Genomic DNA, 21,804 nt, shown 5'->3' on the forward strand with positions numbered 1-21,804 from the left:
GACTACTTCTCGTCGAATTCGTCGAGAACGCGTTTCTGGACGTCATCACGAAAGCGGTGGCTCCGTTCGGCGTCGAACGGGACCTCGATGACCTGCGTGCCGGCGCTGTCGAGTGAAGCCCGGTAGGCATCACGGAACGACTCACGACCGTCGGCGCGGACGAACTCGAACCCGTACAGCTCTCCTGTGGGTGCGAAGTCGAGTCCATGGGGAGTGGCGAACTGTTCGAACACCGAGTCGAACTCGGCGATCGGGAGCAGTCGGAAGATGCCGCCGCCGTCGTTGTTGAGAAGGACGATCGTGGCGTCGACGTCGCAGCGCGAGAGCGCGAGCAGGCCGTTCATGTCGTGGTAGTAGGCCACGTCGCCGATGACGACGACGAGCGGCTCGTCGGTCGCGCTGCCAGCACCCAGCCCCGAGGAGAGAACTCCGTCGATACCGCTCGCGCCGCGATTACCGAGCACCGTGAGCCCGGCATCGCGCGGTTCACCGAAGCGGTCGGCGTCGCGGACGGGCATCGAGTTCGAGAGGAACACCGTCGCGGGATCGGAGGCGTCGGCGAAGACGTCTCTCAGGACCGTGCCCTCGAAGAATTCTTCACTACTCGCGTCGTCCACGAGTCGCCAGTAGCGTCGCTCGGCCGCGGCGAAGCGATCACGCCACTCGTTGCTCGCGCTCATCTCGGCGTTCTCGGCGAGTGTGCGCGCGAGCCGGTTCGGATCGGCGACGAGCAGATCGCTCGCCACGAAGGTCGCCTCGCGCCACTCGCCGGCGGGATCAACGACGAACTGGCGGGTATCCGACTCGCGGACCGAACGGCGGAGATACTGCCTGAGAACCTTCGATGTCGGCGATGCACCCACACGGATCACGACCTCCGGCGCGGGCCACGCGTCCGCATCGAGATAGGAGTCGTAGCCGCCACAGACGAGGGCGTCGGCACGGTGTGGGCCGAAGCGCAGCCCCGACAGCGGATCGGCACAGACCGGAAAGCCGGTCGCCTCGGCGAGGGCGGCGATCGCCGACGCATCGAAGGTCGTGCTCGGACCGGCGACGACGAGACCGCGGTCGGTCGCGAGCGCGTCAGCGACCCGATCGACCGTGGAATCGTTGAGCACGGAACGACCCTGTGCGGTGTGGACGAACGGGCCGTCGCGCCCCGTCGCGCCGAGCGGCTCCGAATCGGCGATGTCATCGGGTACGTCACCCGGTACGGGGGTAGGTTCGAGTGGTTTGCGGAACGGGACGTTCAGATGGACGGGCCCGAGCGGCGTGCCGGTGCTGGCGGCGAGCGCGCGGGCGACCGTCACCCGCAGCGAGCGGAGTTTGCGACCGTTCGCCTCGGGTTCGGGCAGCTCGCGATACCAGCGGACCGCCGACCCGTACAGCTTCTGCTGATCGATCGTCTGGTTCGCGCCGCTGTCGCGCAGTTCAGGCGGGCGGTCGGCGGTCAACACCAGAAGCGGGACGCGTGCCTGATTCGCCTCGATGACGGCGGGATGGAAATTGGCGGTCGCGGTGCCGGACGTCGAGAGAACGGGGACGGGCTCCCCAGTACGTTTGGCACGCCCGAGTGCGAAGAAGCCCATCGAGCGCTCGTCGAGATGGGAAAGAACGTCGATTTCGGGATGCTCGGCGAAGGCGACCGTCAGCGGCGTCGAGCGGCTCCCGGGCGCGATACAGACCGTCGAGACGTCCTGTGCGACGAGTTCGGCAACGAAGACCTCGGCCCAGAGCGTGTTCCGGTTCGGCCAGCGCGAGTCCCGGTTCATTCGTCGAGTTCGTCGAGCACCGGCTGGAACTTCGGTCCGAGCTCGGCCCACTCCTCGTCGGGGTCCGAGTCGCCGACGATGCCGTCGCCCGCGAACAGCGTCGCGTCGTCGCCGCTGGCGACCGCCGATCGGATGCCGACGACGAACTCGCCGTCGCCGGCGGCATCGAACCAGCCGACTGGAGAGGCATACCAGCCACGGTCGAACGGTTCCGTCTCGCGGATCACCGACCGGGCGCGCTCGGGTGGGAGACCACCGACCGCCGGCGTCGGATGGAGCGCCTCGACGACGTCGAGAACGTGGCTGTCGTCGTCGAGCGTCGCCGTGATCGGCGTTCGAAGGTGTTGGATGTTGGAAAGGCGCTTGATCCCGCGCTCGCCGACGCAGACGGTACCGAACGGGGCGAGGCGCTCGCGGATGGTGTCGGTGACGAGCGCCTGCTCGTGGCCGAGTTTGTCGCTTGCTTCGAGCGAACGCGCGAGTTCGGCGTCCTCCTCGGGCGTGTCGCCACGCTCGACCGAGCCCGCGAGCGCCTCGGTGGCGACGTGGTCGCCGTCCATCCTGACGAGTCGCTCCGGCGGTGGGCCGAAGAACCCCCGCTCGTCGGTCGGTTGGATGAGAAATCGATAGCATTCGGGATAGGTCCGTCGGAACCGTTCGAGCGTATCGGGAACGTCGATCGGCGCATCGAGCGTCACGTCGAGCGCGGTGGCGAGGACGACCTTGCGGAGATCGCCGTTCCGGATCGACGCGACGGCGCGCTCGACGCTTTCGGTCCACTCGGCGTTGGTGGTCAGTCGACGGGTGGTGGCGATCCCCGGTCGCTGCCCGCTCGGGCGCAGCATCGGCAGATCGGCGATCGTCTCGTGGACGGTGTCGAGACGCTCGGCGACGCTCTCGGAGGTGGCGTCGGTGTCGTAGGACGCGACGCTCAGCCACGTGCGATCGTTCGCACGCGTGAGCTGGACGCGCGGCAGGACGAACAGCGCCGCCGGAAACCCCTCCCACGGCGGAGCAGGCGTGTGGTCGGCCTCGAAGGCGAGCCCGCCGAGAAGGCGCGGACGGGCGGCGGGCGGGCCGTCGGCATCGACGTCGTCGAACAGCGTTGCGGCGTCCGCACGGAGCGTATCGAAACGATCGGTCCCATCGGCACGGACGACCGCCGCCGCGCCGCCGCCGACGAGTTCGAGCCCATCGGGTGTCGCCCACGCGACCCGCGGGGCCGACTGCGCCGAGAGGAACGCACGGAACGAGCAGTCGTCGATCTCGCGGGTGCGACTCACCAGCCGTCCGTCGCCGATGCCCGGCGGCTGCTCCTCACGTCCTGCCTGTGCCATCACGGATGGTTGGAACGGGAGGCCCTTGAGCGTGTCCTTCCCGTTTCGGGCGCGCTCGCGCCGTGATTCGCCCGATGTGTGTTTCCGCGGGTCGTTCGCCGCGATCCGCGAGACGGGGTCTTGCTATTCATCGATCGAAAGATATGTTTTGTATCTCGAAATCGCGAGTTGTATTTCATGAGAGAGTGTTTTCCCAGCACAAATTGATTTCCCCGTCAGAATTAAATACCCCTCTACCGAAGCCCCGGTGTTCCGATGGCTAAAGTAGAGATCACGATCCCGGAGCAGCTCGAAATGCAGATCGCGCGCATGGTCGAGGAAGGGGAGTTCCTCAACCGTCAGGAAGCGGTCGAAGAGCTTCTCTCGTCGGGAATGCGGGCATATCAGACGAACGGACCGATGGACGACGAGGACGGCGCAGGCCTCGAAGACGACGGGATGATGGGCCACGAAGACGAGTACGTCTTCTGATACTATCGGGGGAGCCGATCGGGAACCCGTGACGCGACGATCTATTGAAACGGTATCGAACGCCGATCGTTCCGTACTGCTGTCCGACGGTGTGAGACCGCTCGTGAGGACAACCGTTAAACCGGCCGAACTCCTCTAGTTACCCAATATGCACAAGGAGGAACTCCTCGAACTCCACGAGGAGATGGTGACGATCACCGAATTCGTCAACAACCGCGAGGACGTTGATCCGGAGCTGTTCGAGACCTACGAGAAACTCGACGTCACGCCCGACGACGTCCATAAATCGAAAAACGAGCACAAACACGCCGTCTTCATCCTCGGCAACGCCCTCGCCGAGGCGATGAGCGACGACGAGTTCTCCGACGCCGGCCGCATCGGCAAGCGTATGCGCGAGCTCGCCACCGACGCCGAAGGCAAGCTCTGAGCGGGAGCTTCCGTCACGCTCCGTCGAGTCCCGGTGGGTATTTGACGCCACGCGAGTGACTCCACGGGCATGGACGACGACGAACTCATCGACCACGCCCGTGAAGCGACGGCAAGCGCCCACGTCCCCTACTCGGAGTACCGGGTCGGGGCAGCGCTCGAAACGGCGGACGGGACGGTCTTTCTCGGCTGCAACATCGAGAACGCCAACTACTCGAACAGCCTCCACGCTGAGGAAGTCGCTCTCGCCGAGGCAGTCAAGAACGGCCATCACGACTTCGCACGCCTCGCGGTCGCCTCCTCCGAGCGCGACGGCGTCCTCCCCTGCGGGATGTGCCGCCAGAGCCTCTCGGAGTTCTGCGACGACGACCTCCGGGTGCTCTGTGACGAGGAAGACTCCAAAAGCGAATACCGACTCGGCGAACTGCTGCCGGACGCCATTTCGGCGGAGACGTTGGGACGATGACCGGCGATAGCGAGGATCCGAACGACGAGACGCAGTATCACCTCGGGGTCGCCCCCGACGACGTCGCCGACACCGTACTGCTGCCGGGCGATCCCGAGCGCATCGAGAAGATCACGAATCAGTGGGACGAGTCGGAGATCGTCGCCGAACACCGCGAGTTCCGCACTGCGACGGGCGCGTACGACGGCGCGCCGATCAGCACGACCTCGACGGGCATCGGCAGCCCCTCGGCGGCGATCGCGGTCGAGGAGCTCGCGCGCGTCGGCTGCGAGACGTTCCTCCGGGTCGGCTCCTGTGGGGCGATCCAGCCCGAGATGGACGTCGGCGATCTCGTCATCACCTCAGGGGCGGTCAGACAGGAGGGAACCAGCGACGAGTACGTCCGCGAGGGGTTCCCCGCGAGCGCCGACGACCGCGTCGTGGCGGCGCTGGTCGCCGCAGCTGAGGAACTGGGCCACGACTACCACGTCGGCGTGACCGCGAGCACCGACAGTTTCTACGCGGGTCAGAGCCGGCCGGGGTTCGAGGGGTTCGAGGCCGCCGGCAGCGAGAAGCGCTTCGAGGAGCTGCGCGAGGCCGGCGTGCTCAACTTCGAGATGGAATCGAGCGCGATCCTCAGTCTCGCGAACCTCTACGGGCTGCGGGCGGGTGCGGTCTGTACGGTCTATGCCAACCGGACGACCGGCGAGTTCCGCACCGAAGGCGAGAACCGAGCGGCCGAGACGGCGAGCCTCGCGACGGCGCTGCTCGCCCGGATGGACGAGCGAGCGCGCGAGGCCGGTGCCGATCGCTGGTATCCCGGACTCGGCCTCGGTGACGACTGATCACGCGAGTGCTCGATGGCCGGCAGAGCGGCCACAGCGCCGTTCCGCATCGGGAATCCTTTTCAGTCGGGGCACGGTATATCCGGTGTGGCGTCCCCGTTCGAGGTTTTGGATATCGACCCCGACGCGAGCGAGGCCGACCTCCGGAGAGCCTACCGCGAACGCATCATCGAGGCCCATCCCGACCACGGGGGATCGGCCGCGGAGTTCCAGCGCGTCCGGGCGGCCTACGAGGCGGCCAAGGCCGGCCGCGAGCTCGAAGCGCCGCCCGAGGAAGAGGAGATCGAGGAGGAGCCCGAGCCGGACGACGGCCCGGAGGGCGCACACGTCGAATATCTGAACTACGCCGTGCTCGACGATCACGGCTGGGACGTCGGCGACAGCGATCTCTTCGGGAAGGCGGGCGACGCGGATCTTGACCCGGTCAACCACGGCAAGTTCGTCGTCGAACCGGGCGAGTCGCTGCTCGAAGCCGCCGAGAACCGCGGGTTCGCGTGGCCCTACGCCTGTCGCGGCGGGGCGTGCGCGAACTGTGCGGTCGCGGTCGTCGAAGGCGAACTGGAGATGCCCGCCGACACGATCCTCCCACCGGAGATGAAGGCCCACGGAATTCGCCTCTCCTGTAACGGCATCCCTGTCACCGACGAGATGAAGGTGATCTACAACATCAAACATCTCCCTGGGCTCGACGAACTCAGGCTGCCGCCCAGACCGTTCGAGCAGGCCCACGCCAGCGATTGAGCGGGTGCTGTAGGGACGAGGCTTTTTCCACGGACCGGAGATGACAGTCAGCCGCGGAAGAACGACGAGATGCGATCGGCGAGACCGCCGTCACCGAGTTTGAGGTAGTAGGCCGCGCCGCCGTCCTCGTAGTAGTGATCGATGTGGCGCTGGACCTCGAAGCCGATGTGTTCGTAGAAGCCGACGGCGTCCTGATTGCTCGCGCGGGCGTGACAGCTCACGGAGCCGTGCTCGTCGGCGACGGTGGCGATGAGGCGCTCGCCGAACCCCTCGCCACGATGGGGCATGTCGACGGCCAGAAAGAGCACGTAGCCGTCGCGGCGGACGGCCGCGAAGCCAATGAGCTCCTCCTCACCGGCGAAGACGAGATTGACGGTCGCTCGGCGATAGGCGTCGGCGAAGAAGCCGCGGCGCTGTTTGAGCACCCCCTCCTCGCTGCGGATGCGCTCTTTCAGCTCCCACGCGGCGTCGAGATGCTCGTCATTGCCGGGCTCGACGACACGATTCGTGACATCGATACTCACCGTCGGGCGTTACGTGTAGGGAACTATAACTCCACCGCCCGCAATCGAAGGCACAACGCTTTCGACGCGGCACCCGCTGGCGAGGGTATGGCTTCGGCGTCGGACTCGCGAGAATCGTCGGGACTGCTCTATCGGGTGCGTGAATGGTTGATCACGGGTGCCGCGCTCACGATCCCGTTTCTCATCACCGTGATGATACTCGGGTTCGTGCTCAACTTCCTCAGCAACGTGCTTACGCCGGTCGTCGCCGCCGCGCGCGTGCTCGGCCTCGTCAGCCCGGTCGTCGGCTTCGCCCGCGCGATCGGCCTCGGCCCCGAGTTCGGCTCCGTGTTCATCGAGTTCGGGACCGTGTTCGCGCTCGTGGCGATCGTGCTCGCCGTCGGCTTCGTCGCGCACGCGACCTCCTCGGACCGAAAGCTCTCGGCGTGGTTTCACACCGCGATGGAGGCGATCCCCGGCGTCGGTTCGGTCTACACCAGCTTTCGGCGCATGAGCGACGTGCTGCTCGAAAGCGACACCAGCAGCTTCCAGGACGTAAAGCTCGTCGAGTTCCCCAACGAAGGGACCTACTCCTTCGCGTTCGTCACCGCGAAACCGCCGGCGACCGTCGACGAGGCGGCGAGCCACGACGATCTCAGAACGCTGTTCATGCCGCTCGCGCCGAACCCCGTGATGGGTGGGTTCCTGATCCACGTCCCCGCAGCGAAGGTCTACGACGTCGATCTCACCGTCGAGCAGGCCGTCAGCGCCATCGTCACGAGCGGCGTGGCGATCGGCGACACGGAGGGTGCGGCGAGCCTCTCGGCCGACGAGATGGCGGCGCTCGGCGAGTACGACGCCGAACGGACGACCGTCGCGGAGGGGGTCGTCGGCGGACCGGGCGAGCCCACCGAGCGGCCCGATGAAACCGACCGACCGGGACGGGGCGAGTCGTGAGCTTCGAACTCCGCGAGCACACCGCCGACGTGGCCGTCGCCGCCGACGGGAAGACTCTCGACGAGGCGTTCGGCGCGGTCGCCGACGGGCTGGCGGCGGCGATGTGCGAGGCGATCCCCGACGACGGCGACCGGTTCTCGTTCGCGGTGCAGGCCGAAAACCGCGAGGCGCTGCTCTACGAGTATCTCGCCGACTGCATCTACCAGCGCGACGTGCGCGGCGTGCTTCCCGTCGAGAACCGGGCGACGGTAGATCGGACGGACGACGGGTGGCGACTCGACGCAAGCGCACGGGGCGTTCCGCTCAGCGCGATCGACGCGCGCGAGGTGAAGGCCGTGACGTACTCCGAAATGCGCATCGAACAGGATAGTGACGGCTGGAACGCCTACGTCGTCTTCGACGTCTGACCCGGGGAGACGAAACCTATTCCGGTAGTGCTCGAATACGATTCGTATGGACACGTACGACGCCGACGGGGTCACGCTCGAACGAGTCGAGGAGTACGTTTGGGAGATCCCACAGGAGGGGGAGATGAACGCGCCGGCGCGGGTGCTCGCCAGCGAGGAACTGCTCGATCAGATCGCCGACGACAAGACGCTCCAGCAGCTGAAGAACTCGACACAGCTCCCGGGCGTACAGAAGTACGCGATCTGCATGCCCGACGGTCATCAGGGGTATGGCTTCCCGGTGGGTGGCGTCGCCGGCATCGACGCCGAGGACGGCTGCATCTCGCCCGGAGCCGTGGGCTTCGACATCAACTGCGGCGTGCGAATGATGACGACGAACCTCACCTACGAGGACGTTCAGGGCCACGAGGAGGAGCTGGTCGAGTCGCTCTTTGCGAACATCCCTTCGGGACTCGGCGGCGGTGGCGTCGTCGAGTCGGGCGTCGAAACGGTCGAGGAGATCCTCGATCGGGGCGTCGAGTGGGCGCTCGACGAGGGCTACGCCGTCGAGGACGATCTCGCCCACTGTGAGGACGAGGGTCGCCGTCCGGACGCCGACCCCGACGCCGTCTCGCAGAAGTCAAAGGACAGGGGCAAAAACCAGATCGGCAGCCTGGGGTCGGGCAACCACTTCCTCGAAGTCCAGCGCGTGACCGACGTGTTCCGCGAGGGCGTGGCCGATTCCTACGGGCTCTCTGAGGATCAGATCGTCGTCCTCATCCACTGTGGCTCGCGCGGGCTCGGCCACCAGGTCTGTACCGAGTACACCCGCGAGGTCGAGCAGGCCCATCCGGAGCTTCTGGAGCAGCTGCCGGACAAGGAGCTCGCGGCCGCGCCCGCCGGGAGTCAGCTCGCCGAGGAGTACTACGGCGCGATGTGTGCGGCGATCAACTACGCGTGGGTCAACCGCCAGCTCATCATGCATCGCACGCGAAAGGTGTTCGAGCGGGTGTTCGACCGCTCGTGGGAGGAGATGGAGATGGACCTGCTCTACGACGTGGCCCACAACATCGCGAAGAAGGAGGCCCACGAGGTCGACGGCGAGGAGCGCGAACTCTACGTCCACCGCAAGGGCGCGACGCGGGCGTTTCCGGCCGGGCGCGAGGAAGTGCCGAGCGCCTATCGCGACGTCGGCCAGCCGGTCATCATCCCGGGGAGCATGGGCGCTGGCTCGTACGTCCTGCGCGGTGGCGAGAGTTCGATGGAAACCACCTTCGGCTCGACGGCCCACGGTGCCGGCCGGACGATGAGTCGCACGCAGGCCAAAGACGAGTTCTGGGGCGAGGACATCCAGGACGACCTCCGTGAGCAGAAAGTGTACGTGAAGGCCCAGAGCGGCGCGACGGTCGCCGAGGAGGCCCCCGGGGTCTACAAGGACGTCGACGAGGTCGTGCGCGTCTCCGACGAGCTGGGCATCGGCGATACCGTGGCCCGGACCTTCCCGGTCTGCAACATCAAGGGCTAGCGCAGGAAGTCGAACGAGACGTCCGCCGGCGTCGTGCGCGCCTCGACCGCACGACCCTCGTCGTAGTTGACGAAGTTCAGATAGAACAGCTCGCCACAGCCCTCGCCGTCGGTTTCGGCCGCACCACAGACGATCTCGACGCCGTCGGCGCTCTCGAATTTCTCGTGTGGAGCGGCGTACTCCCAGCCGTCGAGGGCGAAGGGCGTCACCGACTTGTCGGCGAGTTCGGCCGCGCGATCGAGCGTAACGAGCGCGTCGCAGCGCGGGCAGGTGTAGCGGACGGCGACCATACGGAAAACAGGTACTGGACGGCTATATACTGCCGGACGGCAGCCGGAAGACTAGTCGTTACAGCAGCCGCCGATGCGATCACCGAAGTCGATGTCGAGGTCGGCGGTGATCTCCTGATTGAGTCGTTCGAGGCGTGCATCGAGTTCGTCCTGTGCCTGCAGGAACTCGGCCATCTCGGGGACCTTGTGCAGCTCCTGCTGAGCGTTCTGGAGGGTTTCGAGGTCGTCCTGCGTGGCCTCGCCGGTCTGGCGAGCCTGGACGAACTGATCACGGAGGCGCTCGAACTCCTGGACCTTCTGCTGGGCCTCGGGGTTGCGCTCGACGGCGGCTTTCGTCTCGACGAACCGCTCGTACTCGGGCATGTCGGCGATGGCCGCACCGAGGTCGTCCGCGACCGTCTCCGGCTGGCTGCCCGTGGTGGCGTCGATCTCCGGCTCGACTTCCGATTCGGTGCTCATCGCCACAGGGTTGGGTCGTGAGCGTCTTCAACGTGGCGGTTAAGCGAGTCGATCCTCGACCCACGCCACCAGATCGGCGAGCTCGTCCGGGCCGATGCCGTGGGCGCTCTCGTAGCGGTTGAATTCGACATCGCAGCCCCACTCGCGGAGGCGATCCGCGGCGCGCTCGGCGCGTTCGGCCGGGATCATCCGATCAGCGGTGCCCGAGCCGACGAACACCGGCGTGTCGGCGATCCCCACCGGCTCGCCATCGGTGTGTGTTGCGGCCAGATAGCCGTGTGAACAGACGACCCACGCGAATCGTTCGGGTTCCTCGCAGAGCAGCGAGAGGCTGGTGATGGCTCCCTGGCTGAACCCCAGGAGACCGATGCGATCGCCGTCGAGGTCGTAGCGCTCGATCGCTGCCGCGATGCTCTCGTCGACGAGATCGAGACACCGATCGAAATCCTCGGGTTCGGGCTGGCTGCGCCCGATGTCGCCATCGGGAAGCTCCATCTCGAACCACGTGTAGCCCTGCATGAGCCGATCGGGCGCGCGCAGGCTGACGACGTGGAGTTCGTCGGGGAGACGCTTGGCGACCGGGAGGAGGTCCTGCTCGTCCGCGCCGCGGCCGTGGAGAACGAACACCGCCGGCGCGGGGCCGTCGGTCGGACTATCGGGTTCGACGTGGATGTGTTCGAGCGGGAGATCGGCGGGCATGGACCGGCGTAGACGCGCGGGCGGTTTCAACCCCCCGGGCGGTGGTGAATCGAAGACATTGACGGCGCACCGCCTGATCGGTCGCTCGGCAAAACGCCGGGACTAAACGGCAGGAGGCGATAAACCGGCCAATGAGCCACACGTCGGAGTCGAAATCGGGCGACCTCACCAAGACGGGGATGGCGCTCAAACACGACCGGGAGTGGGACTACGAGCTCGACAGGATCGTCGAGGCGGTCGACGAGCGCGACGCGAAGAAGGTCGGGTTGCAGTTCCCCGAGGGGCTGAAACGCCGCGGTCCGGCGGTCACGGACGACCTGCGCGAGCGCCTGCCCGATGACGTTCGGGTACTCCTGTCGGGCCAACCCTGCTACGGGGCCTGTGACCTCGACACCTACATGATGCGCCGGACGGACGTCTTCGTCCACTTCGGCCACTCGCCGATGAAGGAGTCGGACAAGATCATCTACGTGCCGCTGTTCTCGAACGTCGACGTGGAGCCGATCCTGGAGGACTCCCTGAACGAACTCGCCGATCCCGACGAGAACCCCGACGTCGGCCTCGTGACGACCGCCCAGCACATGAACAAGTTCGAGGAGATGCGTGCGTGGCTCGAAGAGCGTGATTTCGACGTTCACACCCGCCGCGGCGACGAACGGCTCACCCACGAAGGACAGGTGCTTGGCTGCAACTACGCCTCGGCGGACATCGACGCCGATCAGGTGCTCTACGTCGGCGGCGGGAAGTTCCATCCCCTCGGACTGGCGATGGAACACCCAGACAAGCGGGTCGTCATCGCCGATCCCGTCAACAACGCCGTCTCGATCGCCGACACCGAGAAGTTCCTCAAACAGCGCTACGGCGCTGTCCACCGCGCGATGGATGCACAGAAGTGGGGCGTCATCTTCTGTACGAAGATCGGGCAAGGGCGCTACGACCAGGCCGAGAAGATCGTCGAGGAGAACGACAACGCCTATCTCATCACGATGGACGAGGTGACGCCCGATCGTCTCCGGAACTTCGACATGGACGCGTTCGTCAACACCGGTTGTCCACGCATCACGACCGACGACGGCCCGCGATTCCACAAGCCGATGCTCACACCGGGCGAGTACGAGATCGCCGTCGGCAACGAGCCGCTCGATTCGCTCTCGTTCGATACCTTCCACGGCACCTGGTAGATGACGGAGTTCTGACGATAGGAATGGATTGAGTCGGAACGCATATCCTGGTTATCCGGGTTGTACGATCATGCCCGGCGCACGTATCGAGCGCGGCGAGCGCGTCACGCTCCGCACCGTCGAAGAGGAGGACGTCCCGTTCACTCAGCGCGCATCTGCCAATCCCGAAATTCGCTACCCGCTCGGTTCTCCGCTCAGAAATCAAGAGCAAGTCGAGGAGTGGGATACCGAAGAGACCGATCGCTTTCTCGTCTGTCTCGACGACGCGGGTCCCGGCCAGCCCGACGAGGGCGCGGTGCGACGGATCGGCGTCGTCTCGGTCGAGGATGCCGACTGGAAGCGCCCGGAACTCGGCTACTGGCTCGTGCCGGAAGTCCACGGCGAGGGCTACGGCACCGAGGCAGTCGCGCTCGTCGTCGAGTACGTCTTTCGGAGCTACGAGACGCCCGCCATCGGTGCGGGTGCGTTCGACTTCAACGACGCTTCCCAGGGACTGCTCGAATCGCTCGGCTTCAGCGAGGAGGGTCGCCGGCGCAAATACATGTTCATCGACGGCGAGCACCGCGACATGCTCCAGTACGGACTGTTGCGAGAGGAGTGGCTCGAACAGCGCAATTCGTGAACTCATTCAGTGAATACAATCGGCAAACCCTCTCTATATTCTATCCGGCCAAGTAGCTTCTACCGGCGAATTCTGACACAAATGAGGACCACAATCCACACCCTCCCCAGCCGATTCGCTCGCTCCTTACGGTCGCTCGCTCATCCCTCGCGCGTTCTCCGGCCTTCGGCCGGATTCATTGCGCGCCACCGCTACCAAAAATGGTTGGTCGGTAAAATCAGGTGCGATCAATTCGTTCGCCCGGTTCAGCCCTCGATCGTCTCGATTTCCTCGTCGGTGAGTTCGATATCGCTGGCGGCGATGTTCTCCTCGACGTGCTCGACGCTCGATGTGCCGGGGATCGGGAGCATCACGGGTGAGTGCTGGAGCAGCCAGGCGAGTCCGACCTGGTAGGGTGTGGCGTCGTGGTTGTCGGCCACCTCGTCGAGCCCGTCGAGGTCGCCCGAGCCGAGCGGTGCCCACGGGATGAAGCCGATGTCGTGCTCCTCGCAGTAGTCGAGGACTGCCTCGTGCTCGCGATCGCCGATGTTGTACTGGTTCTGGACGGTGGCGATCTCGACTACGTCGCGGGCCGTTTCGAGCTGCTCGACCGAGACATTCGAGACACCGACGTGGTTGACCTTCCCCTCGTCCTTGAGGTCGGCGAAGGTCTCGACCGCCTCGGCGTAGTCCATGTCGGGGTCCGGGCGGTGATACTGATAGAGATCGATCGTGTCCGTCTTGAGCCGATCGAGACTGCCCAGGATCGAGTTGCGGATGTAGCCCGGTTGGCCACAGCGCGGCCAGGAGCCGTCGCGGTCGTCGCGCCAGAGCCCGCCTTTGGTCGCAACGAACACGTCCTCGTAGGGTGCGAGCGCCTCGCCGATCAGACGCTCCGAGACGGCCGGCCCGTAGGAGTCGGCAGTATCGATGAAGTCCACGCCGAGTTCGGTCGCCCGGTGGAGGACCTCTTTTGCCTCCTCCTCGTCGTCCGGCGGGCCGATGATCTCCTCGCCGGTGAGTCGCATCGCGCCGTAGCCCAGTCGGTGGACGGTGTCCTCGCCGCCGATGTCGAACGTATCGCTTCGGTTTTCGGTTGCCATCGAGTGGAGAACGACCACCAGACGGGTGCCTCTTTCGGCCCCGGCAGTCGCCGTGCGTTTCCCGGACTCGATAACGTCGAGAACGATCGAGACACGACTTCAACGCCGAGATTTCAGTCGGATGCGAGCTTTTCGGCTTGCTGTCGGGCGAGCCCGATGAGTTCAGTCAGCCGTGCAGCGCGGGACGGGAGGCGAGCCGTGTTCTCGTCCGCCTGCTCCGCGAGCGGCGTATGGCTCATACGGAACACGTGATCGGCCGCGACGACCTCGATGTCGGTCCGCGGCCCCGACCACCACGCGAACGCAGTCTCGCCGATCGTGGGACTCGCCGTCTCGATGTCGTCCCGCGAACGATATCGGCTGGGGAGAGTCCCGAGCGAACACGTTCCGCCGAGCGCGTCGAGCGTCCGACCCTCGCATCGCCAGAGCCGTGTTCGAAGGGTCCGCGTGTACGGCTGCGTGCCACGATACAGCGCCGTTATCGTGCCGTTGTCCCGAATCCGAGGCGTTGAATCGCTGGCGTACCCCCAGCCCGTACCGAGTGCCGGCGCGAGCAACAGCCTGTTCGCGGGCGGCTCCGGTGTCGGGATCGGCGTCGGCGTCGCTGTGGTCGTCGGTTGGGCCGTCGGGTCGGCGGTCGGTTCGTCGGCGGTCCGGCTGAGCCTCGATCCCGGCGCAGTGCGTTCGGTGCGTGGCTCGTCAGGCGCGTTTCCTGCTGGCTCCTGGGCTGTCGGACCCGCGGCCGGTTCCTCGGAGGCACTCGACGAACAGCCCGCGACACCGACGATGCCGGCGATCGCGCCCAGCCCGCGAAGATAGTCCCGTCTCCGCATCACTCGGGCCTATCTCGGGGCGATACGTGCCGACAGTCACCAGAAGCAGTTCCATCCATCGGCTGTACCGATCGTTCGAGACCAGTGATAGTGAGATTGACGGTTCAATTCGAGGGGAGTTCGACGTTCTGGCGCTGTCGCGCGTGCCGGTCGGGAGCTCGACGACGACCGGTCGACTCAGAACCCGCGTCGGTACTGGATGGGTGGCTCGGCGGCCTCGGGACGGTCGAGTTCGTGCGCGGCGTGCAGCGAGAAGTACGGATCGTGGAGGTGTTCGCGCCCGACGATGGCCATGTCGGCCCGGCCGTTGCGGACGAGTGCATCGGCTTGCTCCGGCGAAGAGATGCCCCCGACCGCACCGACAGCGATCTCCGAGTCGCGCTCGCGGGTGATGCGATCGGCGTAGGGAAGCTGGTAGCCTGGTCCCCGGTAGGGGATCTGCGGGTCGGGGTCGTTGCCGCCGGCGCTCACGTCGATGAGGTCAGCACCCGCCGCGGCGAGATCATCGGCCAGTCGCACCGAATCGTCGACCGTCCAGGACTCGCGATCCGGCAGCCAGTCGGTCGCCGAGATCCGGACGAAGACGGGCTTGTCGTCGGGCCAGACCTCCCGCACCGCGGCGGTCACTTCACGGACCAGCCGGCTCCGGCCCTCGTAATCGCCGCCGTAGTCGTCCGTCCGGTGGTTGGTGACCGGCGAGAGGAACTCGTGGAGGAGGTAGCCGTGAGCGGCGTGGATCTCGGCGACGTCGAAGCCCGCCTCGTCGGCGCGCTCGGCGGCGGCTCTGAAAGAGTCGATGACGTCCTCGATATCGTCTTGGTCCATCTTCGCGGTCGCCGTCGCGCCGTTCTCGTAGGGCCACGGCTGGTCGCTCGGCGCGATCGTCTCCCAACCACCCTCGTCGGGCTGGAGCGGCTCGCCGCCGTCCCACGGCCGGGCTTTCGATGCCTTCCGGCCGGCGTGGGCGAGCTGGATCGCCGGCACCGAGCCCTGGGATTTGACGAATTCGGCGATCGGAGCGAGCGCCTCGGTGTGTGCATCGCTCCAGATGCCGAGGTCCTCCGGGGAAATGCGTCCACGGGCCTCGACGGCAGTCGCCTCGGTCATCACGACGCCAGCCCCGCCGGACGCCCGACTGCCGAGATGGACGAGATGCCAGTCGGTCGCCAGCCCGTCGCGGTCGTCACAGGAATACTGACACATCGGCGAGACCATCACCCGGTTCGGGATCGTCGTCTCGCGCAGTTCGAGCGGTGCAAAGAGATCTGCTGTCATCGACCCTGCCTACTCGCTCACCGGGAAAGACGGTGACGGAAACGGCCGCTCCGGCGTGAAAACGGACGAACACGAATCGGGCGGTGCGGGCGGTGCGGACGCCCCGACTCAGCCGAGCGTGAGCACGAGCGGGATCGCAAACGTGACGACGAGTCCGACGACCGCCACGAGCGCGCCGATACCGGCCTGTCGCCCCGTGAACTCGCTCATCGGCGACGTCTCGCGGGTGGCGACCGGTTCGACCGATCCGTGGGTTCCCTCGCCCGTGTCGTCGGGGTGGCTCTCACGGTGCTCGCGATCGCCCTCGACCATCGTCTCGTCTTCGGTGTCGGTCGCCTGCTCTTGGCCGGATGCTGACTCGCGCGGTTCGGTCGGCGCGTCGTCGCTCATGGGCGGGCCGACGGTCGGGGGCTACTAAAGCCTCCCTGTCGGGGGCGACCGGACGGTTTTTTGCCCGGAGCGCAGTAGTCCGCGTGAATGGCGTTGACGAAGCGCGTTATCCCCTGTATCGACGTCGATCTCGACGACGACGGCGAGCCGGCGGTCTACACCGGCGTGAACTTCGAGAACCTCGAACACACCGGCGACCCCGTCGAGATGGCGCGTCGGTACAACGAGGCGGGTGCCGACGAGTTCGTCTTCCTCGACATCACCGCCTCCGCCGACGGCCGCGAGACGATGCTCGACGTCGTCTCGCGCGTGGCCGACGAGGTGTTCATTCCCCTGACTGTGGGCGGCGGCATCCGTACGCGCACGGACATCAGGGAAACCCTACGAGCGGGCGCGGACAAGGTCTCGATCAACACGGGCGCGCTCGATCGACCAGCACTCATCACGGAGGGTGCCGAGAGCTTCGGCAGCCAGTGTATCGTCATCTCGGTCGATGCGCGCCGTCGCTACGACGAGGAGGGAGAACACTTCTTTACTACTGATGGCGAATCCTGCTGGTTCGAGTGCACGGTGAAGGGCGGCCGCGAGGGCACGGGCATCGACGTGGTCGAATGGGCGCGCGAGGCCCAAAGTCGAGGTGCCGGCGAGCTGTTCGTCAACTCGATCGACGCCGATGGCACGAAGGAGGGCTACGACGTCCCGCTGACGCGCGCGGTCTGTGAGAGCGTCTCGACGCCGGTCATCGCCTCCTCGGGCTGTGGCGGCCCCGCCGACATGGAGGAGGTGTTCACCGCAGCGAATGCAGACGCAGCGCTCGCCGCTTCGATCTTCCACTTCGACGAATATTCGATCGAGGACGTGAAGGAATACCTCGACGAACACGGGGTTCCGGTGCGGCGCTGATCTAGGGGTTCGTCTTTATTCGGTGAGCGGCAGGACGATCCCGAAGAACATCACCGAGAAGAAGGCGATGACGATGCCGGCGACTTCGCTGTCGGTGAACAGGGTCGCCTCCCAGCCGGGGAGCGGGCCGAACAGCGCCGGACCGGCGATCGAGCCCAGCGCGCCGAGAACGAACAGGGCGACGCCGAGCCCGAAGCCGTGTTTCGTGAGCCAACCGTAGTTGAGATCGCCGTAGCGGGCCATACCGCCGGTTCCCACCGAGTTCCCTCAAGGATTACGTTTCGTCGGCGAATCACAAGCGCTTTGACAGTCCACGGGTGAGCGGACGCCATGATCGAACCAGTTCTAGAGATAGCAGCGGAGTTCGGATCGGCCGCCGTGCGCGCCGTCGGGGCGACGCTCGCGGCCGTCGCCGGCGCGCTCGTCGAACTCAACGGTATCGAGACGCTCGGTGCGGGCGAGCAGACGATCGGGATCTGGATGGCGGTGTTCGGCGGCGTGTTGCTCGTCGCGGGCTTCGTGCTCGCCCGCGAAGCCGTCGGCCTGTACAGACAGCCCGCGAACTGATCTCAGGCAGCGCTTTCGAAGGCCGTCCGGAACGCCGCCGTCATGTCGTTCACCCGTCCTGCGCCGTCTTCGAGCGCGTCGAGCGGGTCCGTCCCCTCGGTACGGATGGTGAGAATCGGTTCGGTCTGCCCACCGGACTGCTCCGGATTGACGTCGTAGGTGGCCGTCGTGACACCCTCGGTTTCGAGCAGTGCTCCCTTGAGCACGTTCATGAACGTGTGCCCCTCGTCGGCGACCTCGATCGAGAGCTCGTTCTCGTCGCTTTCGATGACCCGCAGTTCCATACACTACTGTTCGGTCTCGCGCGCTTGAACCTGACGACTGGCCGCGACAGAGTGAAACCCACGCATACCCACGATCGGCCATGAGTTCGCCGTGGCTGGCGCTCACCCGCATCGCCGTCGCCCTCGCGGTCGTCCTCTCGGCGCTCGTGGCATTGCGGCTCGACGATCGCGATCGGACCACGGCGCTGCGAGCGCGCTTTCTCGCCGGCATCCCCTGGGGAACGCTGCTCACGATGCTCGGCGTGCTCGCCGTCTATCTGTTCGTGCAGGGCGGATTCCAGCATTGGTACGGCCCGCTCGTGCTCCCCTTCCGCGCGTGGTCGTACGGCTCCCCGCTCGGCATCGCCCTCTCCTCGTTCGCCCACGTCGGCCCGGGGCATCTGATCGGGAACCTGATCGGAACGCTCGCGCTCGCCCCGCTGGCCGAGTACGCCTGGGGCCACTATCCGGACGAACAGGGTCCGAAATCGTCACTCGTGAGGAAGCCGCTCGCCCGCGTGCTCGCGATCCCGGCCGCGGCGCTGCTCGTCGGGCTGTTCGTCGCGCTGTTCGCGATCGGCCCGGTCATCGGCTTCTCGGGCGTGCTGTTCGCCATCGCCGGGGTCGCGCTCATCCACTACCCGCTGGCGACAGTGGTCGCGCTCGCGGCCAGCGACGCCGTCCGACAGGTCTACGCCGCCGTCCGGAACCCGGTCGTCCAGGCCAGCGCCGACCCGTCGTTCGGCGCGCCCTGGTGGGCCGGCATCGCCATCCAGGCCCACGCGATCGGCCTGCTCGTCGGCGTGCTCGCCGGGATCGTGCTCGTCCGGCGGCGCGAGACGGGACCCACGGCCGGCCGTCTCTGGCTCGGAACCGTACTGTTCGCCATCTCACAGTCGCTGTGGGCGGTCTATTGGTTTCGCGGCAACGGCGGGTTCGTGCTCTATCGCGCGCTCGGCGTGGTGCTCGTCTTCGGGCTCGCCCTGCTGGTCGTTGCGGGCGTCGTCGCCACCGGGCGCGTCCCGTCCGCAGTCCCGCTCGTCGGCGGTACCGAGCGATGGGCTGGGACGGCCGTGGTCGTGTTGCTCGCGCTCGCGGCGCTGTCGGCACCTGCGATCCCGGTGAACCTCACGACCGTCGAATCGTCGACGGCGCGGGCGGCCACCACACCCAACGCGGCACCCGCCAACGCGACGGCCGGCCAATCAGAGGCGATCGCCGTCAGGGATTACACCGTGCGATACGCCGAGAACATCACCAACCGACAGGTGTCGGTCGTCGACGTCGCGGCGTTCGGCGAGAGTACGACTGTCAACGCCAGCGGCGTCATCGTGACGAGCGAGCGCCGTCACCTCTGGACGACCGCCGTCCAGGCATCGCGGCTCGCGTTCACAGGACGAGCGACCGTCCGCCTCGGCGGCCTTGGCTGGGACGAGCGGATACGGGTCTCGCGCAGCGGCTGGCAGGCGGGCGACGACCGTGCCTACAAGATCTGGCTCAATCGGAGCAACCAAACTCGGGTCGGCTACCGCTCCGCACCGGCGACCGCCGACGCGACGATCCGGGGGAAGAACGTCTCGATCGTCCCCCGAACGAGGGGATTCGGAATCGTCGTCTCACGGGCCAACGAGACGCTCGGACGCGCGCCACTCCCGAACAACGGCACGACGCGCGCCGCGAATCTCACCTTCAGCCGCGAGGGACGAACGCTGTTCGCCGCAACCGGCGCGACGCGCGTCCCGATCGCCGAACGCGAGCGCTATCGGTGATCGGTGTCGCGGAGCCATACGACCGATCCCCGCCGGCGAACAGCCCTGATTCAGACTGTCGCGGTTAAAGGAGCCGTCCTCTGCAGGCGACCGATCCAACTAGCTATACGTTGTGTGCTATCTATAGTCATGGATGGTGGATACAAATGATACGATCATGGGTGAATCGACGATGAGTTCGGCGGACAGTTACGTCCCCTCCTGGCTCCCGGTGGAGGGACCGAAACGGTTCGTGGAGGCGTACGGTCTGGGCCTGCTGTTCTCGGCGAACGTGTTCGGGGCCGGCTCGGTGTACATCCTCGCCAACACGGGGGCGAACTGGGGGTTCCTCCTGCTGTGGGCGCTACCGGTCGCGCTCGTCGTCGATCTGGCGATGCACGAGATGTCCGGCCGGCTCGCGACCATCGACGAACCCGTCGTGAGCTACATCCGCGGGGCGATCGGTGCGGGACCGACCAAGGCAATGGCGCTGTTCATCGCCTTCATCATGCAGTTCTGGGCGATCTCGAACTACGCGGTCGCCGGCGCTGCGCTGGCCTATCTGACGCCGTTCGACAACGTCTACGTCGGTGCGATCCTCGCTGGCGGCATCGGCATCGCGCTGGTCGAACTCCGCGTCTACGACCGCGTCGAGGCCGCCATCGCGGCGATCATCCTGACCGTGTTTGCCATCTACATCGTTCTCACGCTCGGGCTCGATCTCCCGATCGGGCAGGTCATGTCGGGGTTCGTGCCGTACCTGCAGAGCGATATCGGCTTCCTGACCAGCCTCATCGCGCTGTTCGGCACCACGGTCTACTACCCGAACTTCATCATTCAATCGAGCATCCAGCCCTCGAAGAACTGGACCGAGATGGGGCCGTACCGCCGGGACAACTTCGTCGGCATCGCCTTCATCGTGCTGCTCAGCGCGGCCGTCATCGTCGTCTCGGCGCTGACGATGGAGCCGGGAACGCCGACGCTCACCAGCCCCGGCGTCCCGTTGCAGGCCATCTTCGGCGGCTGGGCGCTGCCGGTGTTCGTGCTGGCGGTGTTGCTGGCAACGTTTTCCTCCGCGACCGGAACACTGTTCGGGGCCGGCTTTCTCGTGCCGCAGGCCTGGGATCGGACGACCGTCTTCGGCGATCGGGGTTTCCGGCGCACCGTCGAGATACTCATCGTAATGGCGGTGGGCTTTGCCGTTCTCCTCATGGAGTTCACCGACATCACGCCGGTGCGACTCGGCATCGTGATGCCCGCCGTCAACGGCCTCATCGGACTGCCGATCTTCGCGCTCGCGCTCTTCTTCGCCAATCGGAAGTTCTTCGACCATCCACGGTGGTTGAACGCCGTCTTCGCCGTCGTCACCGTGCTGATGTTCGTCTTCACGTTTCTGACGGCGCGCAGCCTCTACAGTCAGATTGTGACGTGGCTCTAGGCCCACTCGATACGGAAGAGCTCGGTCTCGACGGTGTGGGAGTCCTCGTCGTGGAAGTCGAACTGTCGGGGGAGATCGAGTTCGGCGCGAAAGGAGCGCGTGACCGTCCCGCCGTTGTCGGCGGCAAACGATTCGACGAACTCCTGGCTACCGGCGTTGTGAACCGAGTACGAGACGTCGCCTAGGCGGGCGGCCGTCGCGAGGAACGCGCGGTCGGCGTGTTCGTTGCCGTCCTGTGCGCCGAACGGCGGGTTCATCACGACGGTCGTCTCGCCATCCGTGTCGAGCGGCGCGTCGGTCGCGTCGGCGCGCAGCCACGAGATGTCGGCGGCCGTGCCGACCCGCCCCTCGTTGTCGCGTGCCGTCGAGAGCGGATCGGGGTCGATATCGACACCCACCACGCCGCGCGGGCCACGGAGCGCGGCCGCGAGCGCGAGCATCCCCGTCCCGGTTCCGAGATCGACGACGAACCGCTCCTCGATGTCGCCCTGCAGGTCGGCGTCGTGGACCAGCCTGGCCGCCAGTCCCGGCGGCGTCCGGTACTGCTCCAGGCTCGTCCGTGGGTTCTCGAAGCCAGCGACGACGGCGAGTCGCTGGGCCAGCGCGCTCACGGAGCTCATCGACGGCGATACCCAGCGGGCATACG

27 protein-coding genes are annotated in these 21,804 nt (G+C 66.4%); 14 read left to right on the forward strand and 13 right to left on the reverse strand.

From position 1 onward, the window contains the following. Positions 1-2: 2 nt before the first annotated feature. A complete protein-coding gene (gene menD / locus MUK72_RS13165) occupies positions 3-1,772 on the reverse strand; it encodes a 2-succinyl-5-enolpyruvyl-6-hydroxy-3-cyclohexene-1-carboxylic-acid synthase (protein ID WP_244701726.1) in 1,770 nt (589 codons plus the stop codon). Beyond that, positions 1,769-3,109, reverse strand: coding sequence for an isochorismate synthase (locus MUK72_RS13170; protein ID WP_244701728.1), 1,341 nt, complete (start codon positions 3,107-3,109; stop codon positions 1,769-1,771). The genes menD and MUK72_RS13170 overlap by 4 nt, the downstream gene beginning before the upstream one ends. Before the next feature lie 255 nt (positions 3,110-3,364). Here MUK72_RS13170 and MUK72_RS13175 point away from each other — a divergent pair, with 255 nt between their 5' ends. The 5 genes from MUK72_RS13175 (at position 3,365) to fer (ending at position 6,037) form a co-directional block, all read left to right on the forward strand. Then, positions 3,365-3,580, forward strand: a complete 216-nt coding sequence (locus MUK72_RS13175; RefSeq protein WP_244701731.1) for a ribbon-helix-helix domain-containing protein — start codon at positions 3,365-3,367, stop codon at positions 3,578-3,580. Between the two features lie 148 nt (positions 3,581-3,728). Further along, the gene (locus MUK72_RS13180; RefSeq protein WP_004055685.1) at positions 3,729-4,007 is read left to right on the forward strand and encodes a UPF0058 family protein; all 279 of its coding nucleotides are present in this window, start codon (positions 3,729-3,731) and stop codon (positions 4,005-4,007) included. Between the two features lie 69 nt (positions 4,008-4,076). Beyond that, positions 4,077-4,472, forward strand: coding sequence for a cytidine deaminase (gene cdd, locus MUK72_RS13185; RefSeq protein ID WP_244701733.1), 396 nt, complete (start codon positions 4,077-4,079; stop codon positions 4,470-4,472). Further along, positions 4,469-5,296, forward strand: a complete 828-nt coding sequence (locus MUK72_RS13190) for a nucleoside phosphorylase (protein ID WP_244701736.1) — start codon at positions 4,469-4,471, stop codon at positions 5,294-5,296. The genes cdd and MUK72_RS13190 overlap by 4 nt, the downstream gene beginning before the upstream one ends. A gap of 87 nt (positions 5,297-5,383) precedes the next feature. Continuing rightward, entirely contained in the window at positions 5,384-6,037 is a 654-nt protein-coding gene (fer, locus tag MUK72_RS13195; RefSeq protein ID WP_244701739.1) for a ferredoxin Fer, read from the forward strand. Between the two features lie 47 nt (positions 6,038-6,084). Here the strand turns inward: fer and MUK72_RS13200 are convergent, their stop codons facing one another. Next, the gene (locus MUK72_RS13200; RefSeq protein ID WP_244701742.1) at positions 6,085-6,561 is read right to left on the reverse strand and encodes a GNAT family N-acetyltransferase; all 477 of its coding nucleotides are present in this window, start codon (positions 6,559-6,561) and stop codon (positions 6,085-6,087) included. Between the two features lie 87 nt (positions 6,562-6,648). Between MUK72_RS13200 and MUK72_RS13205 the strand changes: the two genes are divergently transcribed. Genes MUK72_RS13205 through MUK72_RS13215 form a run of 3 tightly spaced genes read left to right on the forward strand, consistent with a single transcriptional unit; the run spans position 6,649 to position 9,408 of the window. Beyond that, entirely contained in the window at positions 6,649-7,497 is an 849-nt protein-coding gene (locus MUK72_RS13205; RefSeq protein WP_244701745.1) for a DUF502 domain-containing protein, read from the forward strand. Further along, positions 7,494-7,904, forward strand: coding sequence for an archease (locus MUK72_RS13210; RefSeq protein WP_244701747.1), 411 nt, complete (start codon positions 7,494-7,496; stop codon positions 7,902-7,904). The genes MUK72_RS13205 and MUK72_RS13210 overlap by 4 nt, the downstream gene beginning before the upstream one ends. Before the next feature lie 46 nt (positions 7,905-7,950). Next, positions 7,951-9,408, forward strand: coding sequence for an RtcB family protein (locus MUK72_RS13215; protein ID WP_004055701.1), 1,458 nt, complete (start codon positions 7,951-7,953; stop codon positions 9,406-9,408). Here MUK72_RS13215 and MUK72_RS13220 read toward each other — a convergent pair. The 3 genes from MUK72_RS13220 to MUK72_RS13230 are packed head-to-tail and all read right to left on the reverse strand — an operon-like array spanning position 9,405 to position 10,856. Beyond that, the gene (locus MUK72_RS13220; protein WP_004055703.1) at positions 9,405-9,698 is read right to left on the reverse strand and encodes a DUF7969 family protein; all 294 of its coding nucleotides are present in this window, start codon (positions 9,696-9,698) and stop codon (positions 9,405-9,407) included. The two genes, MUK72_RS13215 and MUK72_RS13220, sit on opposite strands and share 4 nt — an antisense overlap. A 51-nt stretch (positions 9,699-9,749) precedes the next feature. Continuing rightward, positions 9,750-10,157 (reverse strand): YlbF/YmcA family competence regulator, encoded by a 408-nt coding sequence (locus MUK72_RS13225; protein WP_004055706.1) that lies wholly within the window; start codon positions 10,155-10,157, stop codon positions 9,750-9,752. Positions 10,158-10,196: 39 nt separating this feature from the next. Further along, positions 10,197-10,856 carry an alpha/beta hydrolase gene (locus MUK72_RS13230; protein ID WP_244701762.1) on the reverse strand — a complete coding sequence of 220 codons (660 nt, stop codon included), beginning with the start codon at positions 10,854-10,856 and terminating at the stop codon, positions 10,197-10,199. Positions 10,857-10,987: 131 nt separating this feature from the next. Here MUK72_RS13230 and dph2 point away from each other — a divergent pair, with 131 nt between their 5' ends. Together dph2 and MUK72_RS13240 are read left to right on the forward strand one after the other, a co-directional pair. After that, a complete protein-coding gene (dph2, locus tag MUK72_RS13235) occupies positions 10,988-12,037 on the forward strand; it encodes a diphthamide biosynthesis enzyme Dph2 (RefSeq protein WP_244701779.1) in 1,050 nt (349 codons plus the stop codon). Positions 12,038-12,107: 70 nt separating this feature from the next. Then, entirely contained in the window at positions 12,108-12,659 is a 552-nt protein-coding gene (locus tag MUK72_RS13240; protein ID WP_244701782.1) for a GNAT family N-acetyltransferase, read from the forward strand. Positions 12,660-12,904: 245 nt separating this feature from the next. Here the strand turns inward: MUK72_RS13240 and MUK72_RS13245 are convergent, their stop codons facing one another. The 4 genes from MUK72_RS13245 to MUK72_RS13260 form a co-directional block, all read right to left on the reverse strand. Beyond that, positions 12,905-13,741, reverse strand: a complete 837-nt coding sequence (locus MUK72_RS13245) for an aldo/keto reductase (RefSeq protein ID WP_244701784.1) — start codon at positions 13,739-13,741, stop codon at positions 12,905-12,907. Between the two features lie 113 nt (positions 13,742-13,854). Next, entirely contained in the window at positions 13,855-14,574 is a 720-nt protein-coding gene (locus MUK72_RS13250; protein ID WP_244701787.1) for a hypothetical protein, read from the reverse strand. A gap of 177 nt (positions 14,575-14,751) precedes the next feature. After that, positions 14,752-15,849 carry an NADH:flavin oxidoreductase/NADH oxidase gene (locus tag MUK72_RS13255; protein WP_244701790.1) on the reverse strand — a complete coding sequence of 366 codons (1,098 nt, stop codon included), beginning with the start codon at positions 15,847-15,849 and terminating at the stop codon, positions 14,752-14,754. 108 nt (positions 15,850-15,957) lie between these two features. Further along, complete coding sequence (locus MUK72_RS13260; protein WP_244701793.1) at positions 15,958-16,239, reverse strand: DUF7550 family protein; 282 nt, start codon at positions 16,237-16,239, stop codon at positions 15,958-15,960. 87 nt (positions 16,240-16,326) lie between these two features. Here MUK72_RS13260 and hisF point away from each other — a divergent pair, with 87 nt between their 5' ends. Further along, on the forward strand, positions 16,327-17,142 hold the full coding sequence (hisF, locus tag MUK72_RS13265; RefSeq protein ID WP_244701836.1) for an imidazole glycerol phosphate synthase subunit HisF: 816 nt from the start codon (positions 16,327-16,329) through the stop codon (positions 17,140-17,142). 15 nt (positions 17,143-17,157) lie between these two features. Here hisF and MUK72_RS13270 read toward each other — a convergent pair whose 3' ends face one another. Then, the gene (locus MUK72_RS13270; RefSeq protein ID WP_244701840.1) at positions 17,158-17,385 is read right to left on the reverse strand and encodes a DUF7860 family protein; all 228 of its coding nucleotides are present in this window, start codon (positions 17,383-17,385) and stop codon (positions 17,158-17,160) included. 87 nt (positions 17,386-17,472) lie between these two features. Here MUK72_RS13270 and MUK72_RS13275 point away from each other — a divergent pair, with 87 nt between their 5' ends. Then, positions 17,473-17,709 carry a DUF8151 family protein gene (locus tag MUK72_RS13275; RefSeq protein WP_244701843.1) on the forward strand — a complete coding sequence of 79 codons (237 nt, stop codon included), beginning with the start codon at positions 17,473-17,475 and terminating at the stop codon, positions 17,707-17,709. Between the two features lie 2 nt (positions 17,710-17,711). On the opposite strand, the gene MUK72_RS13280 is transcribed toward MUK72_RS13275, so the two are convergent. Beyond that, the gene (locus MUK72_RS13280) at positions 17,712-17,993 is read right to left on the reverse strand and encodes a DNA-directed RNA polymerase subunit L (RefSeq protein ID WP_004055733.1); all 282 of its coding nucleotides are present in this window, start codon (positions 17,991-17,993) and stop codon (positions 17,712-17,714) included. Between the two features lie 80 nt (positions 17,994-18,073). Here MUK72_RS13280 and MUK72_RS13285 point away from each other — a divergent pair, with 80 nt between their 5' ends. Next, positions 18,074-19,741 carry a rhomboid family intramembrane serine protease gene (locus tag MUK72_RS13285; RefSeq protein ID WP_244701846.1) on the forward strand — a complete coding sequence of 556 codons (1,668 nt, stop codon included), beginning with the start codon at positions 18,074-18,076 and terminating at the stop codon, positions 19,739-19,741. A 172-nt stretch (positions 19,742-19,913) separates the two neighbouring features. Next, a complete protein-coding gene (locus tag MUK72_RS13290) occupies positions 19,914-21,158 on the forward strand; it encodes a divalent metal cation transporter (RefSeq protein WP_343749970.1) in 1,245 nt (414 codons plus the stop codon). Here MUK72_RS13290 and MUK72_RS13295 read toward each other — a convergent pair. Beyond that, positions 21,155-21,778, reverse strand: coding sequence for an METTL5 family protein (locus tag MUK72_RS13295; RefSeq protein WP_244701866.1), 624 nt, complete (start codon positions 21,776-21,778; stop codon positions 21,155-21,157). The two genes, MUK72_RS13290 and MUK72_RS13295, sit on opposite strands and share 4 nt — an antisense overlap. Positions 21,779-21,804: the final 26 nt, after the last annotated feature.

It is taken from the genome of Halococcus dombrowskii (assembly GCF_022870485.1).
GTDB classification, from domain to species: Archaea; Halobacteriota; Halobacteria; order Halobacteriales; family Halococcaceae; genus Halococcus; species Halococcus morrhuae.